Below are 12,161 nucleotides of genomic sequence, written 5' to 3'. Positions count from 1 at the left end.
TCGATGGGAAACGGGTTAATATTCCCGTACTTTTATGCAGTGCGATGTGGGGACGGAGAAGGTTAGGTTAGCGGCCTGTTGGAATAGGTCGTTTAAGCCGGTAGGCTGGTGCGGTAGGCAAATCCGCTGCACCTTAAGGCCGAGAGGTGATGACGAGGGTCTACGGACCTGAAGTAACTGATACCACGCTTCCAGGAAAAGCCACTAAGCTTCAGCTGCATAAGAACCGTACCGCAAACCGACACAGGTGGGCAGGATGAGAATTCTAAGGCGCTTGAGAGAACTCAGGAGAAGGAACTCGGCAAATTGACACCGTAACTTCGGGAGAAGGTGTGCCTCTGTTGGTGTAGGACTTCGCGTCCGAAGCTAGTAGAGGTCGCAGAGAATAGGTGGCTGCGACTGTTTAACAAAAACACAGCTCTGTGCCAACACGAAAGTGGACGTATACGGAGTGACGCCTGCCCGGTGCTGGAAGATTAAATGATGGGGTGCAAGCTCTTGATTGAAGTCCCAGTAAACGGCGGCCGTAACTATAACGGTCCTAAGGTAGCGAAATTCCTTGTCGGGTAAGTTCCGACCCGCACGAATGGCGTAACGATGGCCACACTGTCTCCTCCTGAGACTCAGCGAAGTTGAAATGTTTGTGAAGATGCAATCTACCCGCTGCTAGACGGAAAGACCCCGTGAACCTTTACTGTAGCTTTGCATTGGACTTTGAACAGACTTGTGTAGGATAGGTGGGAGGCTATGAAGCTGGAACGCTAGTTTCAGTGGAGCCGTCCTTGAAATACCACCCTGGTGTGTTTGAGGTTCTAACCTTGGTCCGTGATCCGGATCGGGGACAGTGCATGGTAGGCAGTTTGACTGGGGCGGTCTCCTCCCAAAGTGTAACGGAGGAGTTCGAAGGTTACCTAGGTACGGTCGGAAATCGTGCTGATAGTGCAATGGCAAAAGGTAGCTTAACTGCGAGACCGACAAGTCGAGCAGGTGCGAAAGCAGGACATAGTGATCCGGTGGTTCTGAATGGAAGGGCCATCGCTCAACGGATAAAAGGTACTCCGGGGATAACAGGCTGATTCCGCCCAAGAGTTCACATCGACGGCGGAGTTTGGCACCTCGATGTCGGCTCATCACATCCTGGGGCTGTAGCCGGTCCCAAGGGTATGGCTGTTCGCCATTTAAAGTGGTACGTGAGCTGGGTTCAAAACGTCGTGAGACAGTTTGGTCCCTATCTGCAGTGGGCGTTGGAAGTTTGACGGGGGCTGCTCCTAGTACGAGAGGACCGGAGTGGACGAACCTCTGGTGTACCGGTTGTGACGCCAGTCGCATCGCCGGGTAGCTAAGTTCGGAAGAGATAACCGCTGAAAGCATCTAAGCGGGAAACTTGCCTGAAGATGAGACTTCCCTGGAGGCTTGACCTCCCTGAAGAGTCGTTCGAGACCAGGACGTTGATAGGTCGGGTGTGGAAGCGCTGTGAGGCGTTAAGCTAACCGATACTAATTGCTCGTGAGGCTTGATCCTATCATTTGAGTTGCTTTGTTGATGATGAAGCGCTGGTTGATACAAGAAAATTCTACCGGCTGGAAGGTTTCCAGCCTGGCTTCTTCAAGTTTGTGACAGTTTATGTCTGGTGGCCATAGCGAGGTGGTCCCACGCCTTCCCATTCCGAACAGGACCGTGAAACGCCTCAGCGCCGATGATAGTGCAGATTCCTGTGTGAAAGTAGGACACCGCCAGACGCCCCATACAGACGCCCAGACCATAGGTCTGGGCGTTGGTTTACCCAGCGAGGTAAACAAACAGTTTTTCTGGTGACCATAGCAGAGTGGCTCCACGCCTTCCCATTCCGAACAGGACCGTGAAACGCTCTAGCGCCGATGATAGTGCCGATTGCCGGTGTGAAAGTAGGACATTGCCAGAACCCCATGACGAAGCCCGGACCCTATGGTCCGGGCTTTTTGCATTGGGTACGGCGCCATACGGGTGGTATGCTTGCGCGATTACAAAGAGACGATGGCCATTGTGTAGCCTGTGGTGTGCACAAGTGGCAGAAAGGATGAGCATGTCGTACCCCTCGCCGGATTTCGAACAAAAAATCTGTCCTCCGGAGCAGCTCGCTGAAAAGCTGGCGGCTTTGCCACGGCCGGTGGTATTTACCAATGGCTGCTTTGATATTTTGCACCGCGGCCATGTGACCTACCTGGCGCAGGCCCGGGCGCTGGGTGCCAGCCTGGTGCTGGGCCTGAATACCGATGCCTCGGTCAAGCGCCTAGGCAAAGGGGATGATCGCCCCATCAATAACGAACTGAATCGCGCCGCGGTGCTGGCCGCCTTGCAAAGCGTGGATCTGGTGACCTGGTTTGATAGCGATACCCCGGCCGAGTTGATAGAGTTGGTCAAGCCGGATGTGCTGGTAAAAGGTGGTGACTGGGCGCCGGACAAGATCGTCGGTAGTGCCGAAACGCTGGCACGTGGCGGTAGCGTGCATTCCATCCCGTTTTTGTTTGCGACCTCTACTACCGAAACCATCAAGAAAATCCGTACCGTGGAAGGCCAATGAGCGACCTGGCTTTTGCGGTATTGCGTACGCTGGCAGATGGCAAGTTCCATTCCGGTGAGGCCATGGCACAGCAGCTGGGCTGCTCGCGCACTTTGGTGTGGCAGGCGGTGCACCAGCTGGAAAACGAGTTCGGCCTGACAGTATTCAGCGTGCGTGGTCAGGGCTATCGTTTGCCACAGCCCTTTGCCTTGCTGGATGTGGCCAGCATTCGTGCCGCGCTGGATGAGTATGCGGCCAACGTGTTTACCCTGGCACTGGCCGAGCAGATTGACTCCTCCAATACCCAGCTGATGACCCGTGCCGCACAAGGTGCGCCGCATGGTCTGGTGCTGGCCGCCGAGAGGCAGACGGCTGGCCGTGGCCGGCTGGGGCGGCGCTGGCAGATGCGCCTGGGCGCAGGCTTGACCTTCTCCTTGCTGTGGCGCTTCGAGCGGGGTTTGTCCGGTTTGGCCGGCTTGTCGTTGGTGGTGGGGATTGCCATGGTGCGTGCTCTGCGCGAGTTTGGCGCCCCGGTGAGCCTGAAGTGGCCTAACGATGTATTGCTGGATGGCCGCAAACTGGCGGGTATCCTGATCGAGCTGTCTGGCGATGCCTTAGGCCCGGCAGCCGTGGTGATTGGTATCGGCCTGAATGTGGCTAACCCGGGTGAGGTTGACCAGCCGGTGGCTAACCTGGCGGATGCCGGCATCAAGGTTGGCCGCAATGAACTGATGGCGGCGCTATTGAACCAGCTGGCGCAAGTATTGAGCCAGTTTGACCGCGAGGGTTTTATTGCTTTCCGCGACGAGTGGCTGGGTTTGGCCGCCTACCTGCAGCAACCGGTACGGCTGACTTTCAGCCACGGGCAGCCGGTGGACGGTATGGCTATCGGGGTGGATGAGAGCGGTGCCTTGCAGGTGGATACCGCCGACGGGCCGCGCGTGTTCCACGTAGGTGAAGTCAGCCTGAGGCCGCAGCCATGAAGCTGCTGATCGACGCGGGCAACAGCCGGGTCAAGTGGGCGCTGTGGGATGGTGAAACCTTGTCCCCGGTACAAGCCTTGCCGCATGCGGATCTGGGCCAGTTGGCCGCGCATTGGCACAGCCTGGCAGTAGACGCTGTATTGGCAGCCAATGTGGCCAGTAGCAGCGTGCGTGCAGCTATTACAGACGCCGCACCCTGTGCCGTGCAATGGCAGCGCGCACAGCCGGCCGCACTGGGTGTGCGCAATCACTACCGGCAAGTGGCCGAGCAGGGGGCCGACCGCTGGCTAGCCGTGCTGGGTGCCCGTCAGCTCTGTGCGGATGATGTCGTGATTGCCAGTGCAGGTACCGCGCTGACGATTGAAGTGCTGACGGCCGACGGTGACTATCTGGGCGGTGACATCCTGCCGGGCTACCGCCTGATGCTGCAGGCACTGGCGCACAATACTGCGCAACTGGATCGAGCGGCAGGGCAGGTGTGTGACTTTCCACAGGGTACGGAAGACGCATTGGCTACCGGGGTGGTCGATGCCTTGTGCGGGGCGATAGAGCGTGTGGTACGCAGGTTGGCCGCACAGCGGCAGCAGGCACCGCAGGTGCTGCTCACCGGTGGTGACGCGGCTTTGTTGCGGCCACACCTCCCGTTTGATGCCCGTATCGTGGATAATCTTGTCATCTATGGTTTAGCAAACGTGGCGAACGGCTCATGAAGTGGTTTATTGGAACGCTGGTAGTGGTCAACCTGTTGGCCGCGCTGTATGGCGCGCTGAAACAAAAGCCCGAAGTGGATATTCACGCGCAGGAAGTCAATGCAGCACAGCTGAAAATGCTGCCGGCTAACTGGAAGCCGCTGCTAGCCAGTGCGCCAGAAGCCAGCGCGCCGGCGACCGATATCGCCAGCAGCATGCCGCAGGCCGAGGCCATGCCGGCGCCACCCGCTGTGGCCAGTGCCACTGCAACGGTAGCTGCGCCGAAAGAGACCAAGCCCGCAGTGCTGGCCGCCAAGCCTGAAACCAAAGTGCAGGAAGCTAAAGCAGATGACAAGGCTGCGAAACCGGCCGAGACCAAAGTCGCTGATGCCAAACCGGCCGCCGCGACACTGTGCTACAGCTGGGGTGGGCTGGACCCGCAACAGCTGGCGCGTGTGCAAGGTGGTGTGCCCTTGCTGAAGTTGTCCAGCCCGCCACAGGCCAGCGTCGTAGACCAGCGCCGTGGCTCGGGCAAGACCTGGGTGTTCTACCCGCCGCTAGCCACACAGGCAGAAACCCAGACACTGGTAGCCGAGCTGAAGGCCAAAGGTTTTGACAGCTACATCGTGCAGACCGCCGGCGAGTTCAAGGGCCATTTGTCGCTGGGCCTGTTTGGCCGCGAAGAGGGCGCGCAGGCACTGGTGAAGCGTCTGAAGGCCGCCGGTTACGACAAGGCCAAAGTGGATAGTCGCGGTGATGTGGTGAAAGTCACCACGCTGAGCTTCCGCCAGCTGGACGAGGCTACCGCCAGCAAACTCAAAGCGCTACAAAAGCGGCTGCTACCAGGCATACCGGTCCAGGCGTGCCGCTAGGCGGGAGACAAAGGCAGACGAGAGTCTGCCTTTTTTATTGCGGCCAACCATGACGTGTCATGTTATGGACATATTGCCTTGATCGTACTGTCACAAAGATACCTTAAGGTTGCAACGTTCATTTCAACGCTTGCAGCGATGGGGTCCCACATGTCAGACGGCTACAAAATCAAACACCACGGTGTGAATGACACCGCCAATACCTGTAATAACCCGGCACTGTCCGATGTGCTGGAAGCGCGCCTGTCGCGCCGCGGCCTGTTGCAAGGTACCGGCGCACTGGGTATGGCCGGCTTGTTTACCGGCACATTTACCACGCTGGCCGAAGCAGCACAGGGTGTCGGTACCCTGGCGGCACCCAAGCTGGGTTTTGCACCCGTGCCATTCGGTTTTGAAGACAAGGTAGTCGTACCGGCAGGCTACACCGCTGAAGTGTTGTACGCTTGGGGCGACCCGGTGGGTATTCCCGGCAATATGCCGGCGTTCAAGCAAGACGCCTCCAATACCGCCGCCGAGCAAGAAGCCCAGGCCGGCATGCACCACGACGGCATGCACTACTACCCGCTGCCACTGGGTGCCACCGGCTCCAAGCACGGCCTGCTGGCGATTAACCACGAATACACCGACGACGGCCTGCTGCACGTAAACGGCATGAACGGCTGGAGCGGCGATAAAGTGAAGAAAGCCCAGGCCGCGGTGGGTGTTTCCATTGTTGAAGTGGAAGCCACCGGCAAAGGCTGGCAAGTTGTGCGTCCGTCCAAGTACGCCCGCCGCATTACCGCCAATACCCCGATCGCCATTGGCGGCCCGGCACGTGGCCACGACCTGATGAAAACCGAAGCGGACCCGCAAGCAGTAGAAATCCTGGGTACCTTCCAGAACTGTGCTAGCGGCCCGACCCCGTGGGGCACTTACCTCACCTGCGAAGAAAACTTCGACGGCGTATTTGCCAACGAGTCCGGCAACCTGACCGACCTGGAAAAACGCTACGGCATTTCCCCTACCGGTGCCGGCTATAAGTGGGCGTGGGAAGACTTCCGCTTTGACCTGCAGCTGAACCCCAACGAAGCCAACCGCTTTGGCTGGGTGGTAGAAATCGACCCGTTCGACCCGAAAGCCAAGCCGGTGAAGCGCACCGCACTGGGCCGTATCAAGCACGAAGGCGCCACCACCACCATCGCGGCCAACGGCCATGTGGTGGTGTACATGGGCGACGACCAGCGCTTCGAATACATCTACAAGTTTGTTTCCAAGAACAAGTACGACCCGAAAAACCGCAAGGCCAATATGCAGCTGCTGGAAGAAGGTACGCTGTACGTGGCGCGTTTCGACGCGGACGGCAGCGGTAGCTGGCTGCCGCTGGTGGCCGGCCAGAACGGCCTGACCGCCGACAAGGGCTTTGCCAACCAGGGCGACGTGGTGATCAAGGCCCGTATGGCTGCCGACATTGCCGGCGCCACCAAGATGGACCGCCCGGAGTGGATTGCCGTTAACCCGCGCAAAGCTGGCGAGGTGTACTGCACACTGACCAACAACAGCGATCGCGGCAAGGAAGGCAAGCCGGGTGCCGATGCGGCCAATCCGCGTAATGCCAACCTGTTCGGCCATATCATCCGCTGGCAAGAAAACGGCGGCGATGCCACCAGCGCTGGTTTCAAGTGGGATATTTTTGCACTGGCCGGCCGCCCGGACGCAGCCAAGCAAGAACACGTGGGCAATATCAAGGGCGATGCCTTCGGTAGCCCGGACGGCCTGAAGTTCGACCAGCTGGGCGTGCTGTGGGTGCAAACCGACGTGTCGACCTCTACCGTCAACATGAAAGAATACAAGGACATGGGCAACAACCAGATGTTGGCCGTGGTGCCGGAAACCGGCGAATTCCGCCGCTTCCTTACCGGGCCGAATGGTTGTGAAATCACCGGTCTGGCCTTTACCCCGGACAACAAGACCATGTTCGTCAACATCCAGCACCCGGGCGAACCGGCTGACGAGCGCAATGACCCGGCCAAGCCGCTGGCCATTTCCAGCTGGCCGGATGGCCCGAAAGCCGGCCGTCCACGCGCCGCCACCGTGGTGGTGCGCAAGCTCGATGGTGGTGTGATCGGCAGCTAAGTCTACCGTAGCGCAAAGGCAGACCGCCCCGAGAGATCGGGGCGGTTTTTTCATGGCCGCGTGCCAGCATCAGGGCACGCCACGCATGGCCAGCGCCCGGGGTGTGTCTGCCATCAACAGGCCAGGATGGATGCTGTGGCGATCATGGTGATAAAACTTGCCGTGTGGCGCCGCTGGCGTCACACTTCGCGCTGCGTGCCGCGGGGTGCGCCAGCCTCAAACCGTCGGCTGTACAGATGGACGGTAATCGCCGTGGCGTCACTACGGCGTGCTCTTTTTGTGGAGCGAACATGTCTGACGATCAAATCCGTGGCGACGGTGCCATCCGCCGCCAAAGCCTGTACGGCTCTTCCATCGAAAACACCTACGCTGGCGTGCTGTCCTTCATGCGCCGCAACTACACGCGCAACCTGGAAGGCGTGGACGTGGTGGTATCCGGCATTCCGCTGGACCTGTCGGTGACCTTCCGCAGCGGTGCGCGCATGGGCCCGCAGGCCATCCGTGCCGCCAGCGTGCAGCTGGCCGAGCTCAAGCCCTACCCGTGGGGCTTCGACCCGTTTGAAGACCTGGCCGTAGTGGATTACGGCGATTGCTGGTTCGATGCGCACAACCCGCTCACCATCAAGCCGTCCATCATCGAACACGCGCGTACCATCCTGGCCAGCGGCGCCAAGATGCTGACCTTCGGCGGCGACCACTTTGTCACCTACCCGCTGCTGATTGCACACGCCGAAAAGTACGGCAAGCCGCTGGCGCTGCTGCACTTCGATGCGCACTGTGACACTTGGCCGGACGACGAGCCGGACAGCCTGAACCACGGCACCATGTTCTACAAGGCGGTGAAAGAAGGCCTGATCGACCCGGCCAAATCGGTACAGGTCGGCATCCGCACCTGGAACGACGACTTCATGGGCCTGAACGTGCTGGGCGCGCCGTGGGTACACGATAACGGCGTGGACGCTACCATCGCCGAGATCAAGAAAACCATCGGCGACGCGCCGGTGTACGTCACCTTCGATATCGACTGCCTGGATCCGTCCGCCGCGCCGGGCACCGGCACGCCGGTACCGGGCGGCCTGACCACCGCGCAGGCGCTGAAGATCATCCGCAACCTGGGCGACCTCAACATCGTCGGCATGGACGTAGTGGAAGTAGCGCCTAGCTACGACCAGAGCGAAATCACCGCCATTGCGGCGGCGCACATCGCCTGTGACATGCTGTGCCTGATGCGCAACAAGAAGGTAGCGGGCCAGCTCTGACGCTAGACCCGGCGGCCAAGGTTGGCCGCACTACCCGCACCGCGCCCGGCAGCCTGCCCGGCGCGGTTTTTCATGCCTGCGGTGGCGGGCTGCCCCAGCGCGGGCGGCGGCCGCTGAGGCCTACCCAGCCGAACAAGACGCCGAATACCAGCGCCAGTACGCTTCTATCACTGGCGAGCAGGCTGGTCAGCAGAAACAAGGCGGCCGCGATCAGCCATAGCGTGCGTTGCGGCCAACCTAGCGCCAGCGTGCCCTGTTGACGCCAGGCCAGCGTTTGCGTGGTGACTATCCAACAGCTGAACACGACATCGAACAGCAGCGTGGCTTGCGGTAGCAGCCACGGCAGCGTCAGGATGGGCCACACGGCCAGGTTCAGCGCTTGCTGCCAGCGTGACGGCGCGGCGGGCAAGGCTGACCATGGCAGCGGTTTGATGCGCAGCGCCAGCAGCAGGCTGAGCAAAACGCCGCCGAGCAAGACGGGCAGGGCAGGCAGCGCGAAGTGCGCTACCACCCACACGAGCACGGTGCTGACTGGGATGACGATGACGGCCGCCAGGCCAAAGCTGTCGAGTTTCATGCTGGATATTGAGAATGGTTTTCAATATCTCATCATGATGACATGTTTCATGTCAATGCGATCAGTGTGCTGCCACCACCAGCGCCAGCAGCAGCAGGCTTTCGCATACCTCGATGCCGGCACCCAGACAGTCTCCGGTCATGCCGCCCAGTTTGCGCTTCAGGTAGGCCCACCAGAACACCCCTGCCAGTGGTGCCAGCAGTAGTACCGGTGCCAGCCAGGCGCTGGCGGCTGCCAACAGCAGGCCACACAGCCAGAAGCTCAGCCAGTGCGGGCGCCAGGCAAAGCGTTCGCCGCTACCCGCCGCCAGGCTTGGCAGCGTGGCCGACCACGCCACGGTGAACAGCCGCGCCCAGGCTGGTACCAGTACCAGCCCGCCCAGCGTGGCGGCCAACCTTTTCAACGCTGCGATGCCGTCCTGGGCGCCGTGGTAGCCCGGATAAGCCGCAGACACATCCGGGGAAACCAGCGTACCCGGCAAGCCGCCCAGGCCAGTCGCGCCCAGCTTCACCAGCAGCATCAGCAACACCAGTTTCACTATCAGCTGCGTGGCCAGGCTCAGTACGCCAAAGCTGCCCAGATGCGGGTCTTTCAGCACCTCAAGAAAGCGTTCGCGCGAGCGGTGCGCTGCGCCCTGCGCGTCGGCCAGGTCGGCCAGACCGTCGATGTGCAGGCCGCCAGTGACCCACAGCCAGGCCAGCAGGCCGGCCAATGCGGCCAACCAGGGATCCACCAGGCTGCCCGCCAGCACCGCCAGCCATACGATGGCACCCACCAGCACACCCACCGGGGCAAACCAGCGCGCGGCGTCGGCCAGCCACGCCGGGTCGAAGGTTTTCAGCTGCGGCGTGGGCAGGCGGGTAAGAAACTGGATCGCCAGGATGAGGGTGCGCATGGGCAATAAGCTGTGGATAAGGTTGTGGGTAAGCGGTGGGCTGCCCGTGGGTAGCCTGTGTGTGGCTTGTGGGCTAGCTGGCTGGCTGCGGCGATTCCAGCCGTGTCAGGTAGGCCGGGTGGCCATCCAGAATCGATAGCTGGGCAAAGCCGCCGCGCTGTACCGCCATCAGCCGGGCCACGTTGAACTCGGTGCCCAGCAGCTCGGCCAGCAGCACATTGATGACGCCGCCGTGGCTCACCAGTACGCGGTGGCTGCCGCGTGCCTGCTGCATCCACTCGGCAAAGCCGGTGAGCACACGGGTGCGGAAAGCATCGAAGCTTTCCCCGCCTTCCGGCGTGAGCAGGCCGCGCGCCAGTAACGTTTGCCAGTCTGGCGTGGTGGCGCTGATATCGGCCAGCGGGCGGTTTTCCCAGGCGCCAAAGTGGCACTCGGCCAAGGCCGGGGCCACGTGCAAGGGCACGCGGCTGGCCAGCGCTTGTTGTACAGCAAATTCGCGGCAACGCAGCAGTGGCGAGGTGGCCATGCAGCTGACCGGCGCCAGCTGCACGATGCGCTGCCAGCTGGCCGCCATATCGGCCTGGCCTTGTGCGGTGAGCGGCAGGTCGGTGTGGCCGATCAGCCGCCCTTGGTGGTCGATGTCGCCGTGGCGCAGCAGGGTGAGGGTATAGGGGTTCATGCAGCAAGCCTCCTGGCCACAAAAGTACATGAGAAACGCCGACTCGCCGCAGCAGGCATTTTGGGCCCGCCTGCGGCGCAGCTTTGGCAAGGATACCCGTCAGTGGCCACCCGGGCGATGGCCTTGTGGCGGTTATCAGGCGCTTTTGCCCGCCACGCCGGCCTCGGCAAAGGTGGCCATGCCGGCGTGCAGCGCGATGGCTTGCTGTAGCAGTGGCAGCGCGGCGGCGGCGCCGCTGCCTTCGCCCAGGCGGAAGCCCAGGTCGATCAGCGGGCTCAGGCCCAGCGCCTGTAGTGCCAGCGCGTGGCCGGTTTCCTGCGAGCAATGGCTGGCCAGCAGCCATGGGGCGATATCGGCGTCGATGGCGTGGGCTACCAGCGCGGCAGCGGTGCTGATGAAGCCATCCAGCAACAGCGGTACGCCCTGGCGCGCGCCTTCCAGATAAAAACCGGCCATGGCGGCGATTTCCAGCCCGCCCAGCTCGGCCAGTACGCCGTGGCCGTCCAGCGTTTGCCCGGCCACGCGGGCCAGCGCATCGGCCACGACCTGGCGTTTTACCGCCAGGCCGGCATCGCTGACGCCGGTGCCGCGGCCCACAATGGCCTCCACGCTGTGGCCGGTGAGGCGGCAAATCAGCGCGGCAGACGGCGTGGTGTTGCCAATACCCATGTCGCCGGCAATCAGCAGCGTGGCACCGTCGGCTATGGCGCGGCGGGCGGCGTCGCGGCCAACCTGCAGCGCGGCTTCGGCCTCCTGGCGGCTCATGGCCGCTTCACGGCGCAGGTTGCCGCTGCCGGCACGTACCTTGGCGTGCACGATGGGCAGGGCGGACAGGTCGCTGGCCACGCCGGCATCCACCACTTCCAGCCGTGCCTGGTTGGCACGCGCCAGTACGCTGATGGCGGCACCGCCGTGGACGAAGTTGGCCACCATGGCGCCGGTGACTTCTGGCGGGAAAGCCGATACGCCCTCGGCGCAGGCGCCGTGGTCGCCGGCAAACACGGTAATGGCCGGCGACAGCGGTAGCGGGATGTCGCGCCCCTGCAGCCCGGCCAGGGTGATGGCGAGCTGCTCCAGTTTGCCCAGGCTGCCGGCGGGTTTGGTCAGCTGCTGCTGGCGGGCTTCGGCGGCTTGGCGGGTAGACAGATTGGGGGCGGGGATACGTGGCATGTGGGGTCCTTGCATGATTTCCTGGCCTGCAGGGCAGGCGAACGGGCAGACCATACGACAGCGCAGCGCAGCTGGCAATGGGGGCTTCATGCAGATGGTTTAATTTCCCGCGCTGGCGTTCTGCGGCGCAGCATCCCGTTATAATGGTCGCTTGCAGGTGCCTGCCACGCCCAGACGGCGTGGGCAGGTGAAACGGGAAGCCGGTGAAAGACCGGCGCTGCCCCCGCAACGGTAAGGCCTGAGCGTACGCGCTCCAGGCATCGTACAAGCCACTGCCCCGCAGGGTGGGAAGGCACGATGCCGAATGGCCCAGCCCGGAGACCGGCCTGCAATAGACGCGGCGGAATCGCGTCTTGCTGGAGTATCGCGGGGAGGCGATAAGACAG

10 protein-coding genes, 3 rRNA genes and 1 riboswitch (1 of these 14 cut by a window edge) are annotated in these 12,161 nt (G+C 61.9%); of the genes, 9 read left to right on the top strand and 4 right to left on the bottom strand.

All coding sequences use genetic code 11. The features are described 5' to 3' along the window. From LCH97_RS12025 to speB, 9 genes are all read left to right on the top strand, one after another. Positions 1 to 1,521, top strand: a 23S ribosomal RNA gene (locus tag LCH97_RS12025); it begins 1,370 nt to the left of the window's first position. 105 nt (positions 1,522 to 1,626) lie between these two features. Then, a 5S ribosomal RNA gene (gene rrf / locus LCH97_RS12020) occupies positions 1,627 to 1,739 on the top strand. A gap of 68 nt (positions 1,740 to 1,807) precedes the next feature. Next, positions 1,808 to 1,921, top strand: a 5S ribosomal RNA gene (gene rrf, locus LCH97_RS12015). Positions 1,922 to 2,056: 135 nt separating this feature from the next. Beyond that, complete coding sequence (rfaE2, locus tag LCH97_RS12010; protein ID WP_227301897.1) at positions 2,057 to 2,560, top strand: D-glycero-beta-D-manno-heptose 1-phosphate adenylyltransferase; 504 nt, start codon at positions 2,057 to 2,059, stop codon at positions 2,558 to 2,560. Then, positions 2,557 to 3,522: a biotin--[acetyl-CoA-carboxylase] ligase gene (locus LCH97_RS12005; protein WP_227301896.1), complete on the top strand. Its 966-nt coding sequence runs from the start codon at positions 2,557 to 2,559 to the stop codon at positions 3,520 to 3,522. The genes rfaE2 and LCH97_RS12005 overlap by 4 nt, the downstream gene beginning before the upstream one ends. Continuing rightward, positions 3,519 to 4,232 carry a type III pantothenate kinase gene (locus LCH97_RS12000; RefSeq protein ID WP_227301895.1) on the top strand — a complete coding sequence of 238 codons (714 nt, stop codon included), beginning with the start codon at positions 3,519 to 3,521 and terminating at the stop codon, positions 4,230 to 4,232. The genes LCH97_RS12005 and LCH97_RS12000 overlap by 4 nt, the downstream gene beginning before the upstream one ends. Beyond that, a complete protein-coding gene (locus LCH97_RS11995) occupies positions 4,229 to 5,083 on the top strand; it encodes an SPOR domain-containing protein (protein ID WP_227301894.1) in 855 nt (284 codons plus the stop codon). The genes LCH97_RS12000 and LCH97_RS11995 overlap by 4 nt, the downstream gene beginning before the upstream one ends. Positions 5,084 to 5,233: 150 nt before the next feature. Then, positions 5,234 to 7,195: a PhoX family phosphatase gene (locus LCH97_RS11990; protein WP_227301893.1), complete on the top strand. Its 1,962-nt coding sequence runs from the start codon at positions 5,234 to 5,236 to the stop codon at positions 7,193 to 7,195. A gap of 290 nt (positions 7,196 to 7,485) precedes the next feature. Further along, positions 7,486 to 8,454, top strand: a complete 969-nt coding sequence (gene speB, locus LCH97_RS11985) for an agmatinase (protein WP_017507608.1) — start codon at positions 7,486 to 7,488, stop codon at positions 8,452 to 8,454. A gap of 70 nt (positions 8,455 to 8,524) precedes the next feature. On the opposite strand, the gene LCH97_RS11980 is transcribed toward speB, so the two are convergent. From LCH97_RS11980 to cobT, 4 genes are all read right to left on the bottom strand, one after another. Continuing rightward, on the bottom strand, positions 8,525 to 9,031 hold the full coding sequence (locus LCH97_RS11980; protein ID WP_227301892.1) for a hypothetical protein: 507 nt from the start codon (positions 9,029 to 9,031) through the stop codon (positions 8,525 to 8,527). Between the two features lie 61 nt (positions 9,032 to 9,092). Further along, on the bottom strand, positions 9,093 to 9,926 hold the full coding sequence (locus LCH97_RS11975; RefSeq protein WP_227301891.1) for an adenosylcobinamide-GDP ribazoletransferase: 834 nt from the start codon (positions 9,924 to 9,926) through the stop codon (positions 9,093 to 9,095). A gap of 73 nt (positions 9,927 to 9,999) precedes the next feature. After that, entirely contained in the window at positions 10,000 to 10,605 is a 606-nt protein-coding gene (locus LCH97_RS11970) for a histidine phosphatase family protein (RefSeq protein ID WP_227301890.1), read from the bottom strand. A 135-nt stretch (positions 10,606 to 10,740) separates the two neighbouring features. Further along, complete coding sequence (gene cobT, locus LCH97_RS11965) at positions 10,741 to 11,775, bottom strand: nicotinate-nucleotide--dimethylbenzimidazole phosphoribosyltransferase (RefSeq protein WP_227301889.1); 1,035 nt, start codon at positions 11,773 to 11,775, stop codon at positions 10,741 to 10,743. A 138-nt stretch (positions 11,776 to 11,913) separates the two neighbouring features. After that, positions 11,914 to 12,120: riboswitch (cobalamin riboswitch) on the top strand. The last annotated feature ends 41 nt before the right edge of the window (positions 12,121 to 12,161 follow it).

The sequence above is a fragment of the Vogesella sp. XCS3 genome (genome assembly GCF_020616155.1).
Lineage (GTDB): Bacteria > Pseudomonadota > Gammaproteobacteria > Burkholderiales > Chromobacteriaceae > Vogesella.
This window is presented reverse-complemented; position numbering and strand designations above follow the sequence as displayed.

Excerpts from the sequence above, each read along its gene's own strand:
- LCH97_RS12000 (WP_227301895.1), top strand. The coding sequence starts at position 3,519 with ATGAAGCTGCTGATCGACGCGGGCAACAGCCGGGTCAAGTGGGCGCTG.
- LCH97_RS11980 (WP_227301892.1), bottom strand. The coding sequence starts at position 9,031 with ATGAAACTCGACAGCTTTGGCCTGGCGGCCGTCATCGTCATCCCAGTC.
- LCH97_RS11995 (WP_227301894.1), top strand. The coding sequence starts at position 4,229 with ATGAAGTGGTTTATTGGAACGCTGGTAGTGGTCAACCTGTTGGCCGCG.
- LCH97_RS11990 (WP_227301893.1), top strand. The coding sequence starts at position 5,234 with ATGTCAGACGGCTACAAAATCAAACACCACGGTGTGAATGACACCGCC.
- LCH97_RS11970 (WP_227301890.1), bottom strand. The coding sequence starts at position 10,605 with ATGAACCCCTATACCCTCACCCTGCTGCGCCACGGCGACATCGACCAC.
- LCH97_RS11975 (WP_227301891.1), bottom strand. The coding sequence starts at position 9,926 with ATGCGCACCCTCATCCTGGCGATCCAGTTTCTTACCCGCCTGCCCACG.
- speB (WP_017507608.1), top strand. The coding sequence starts at position 7,486 with ATGTCTGACGATCAAATCCGTGGCGACGGTGCCATCCGCCGCCAAAGC.
- LCH97_RS12005 (WP_227301896.1), top strand. The coding sequence starts at position 2,557 with ATGAGCGACCTGGCTTTTGCGGTATTGCGTACGCTGGCAGATGGCAAG.
- cobT (WP_227301889.1), bottom strand. The coding sequence starts at position 11,775 with ATGCCACGTATCCCCGCCCCCAATCTGTCTACCCGCCAAGCCGCCGAA.
- rfaE2 (WP_227301897.1), top strand. The coding sequence starts at position 2,057 with ATGAGCATGTCGTACCCCTCGCCGGATTTCGAACAAAAAATCTGTCCT.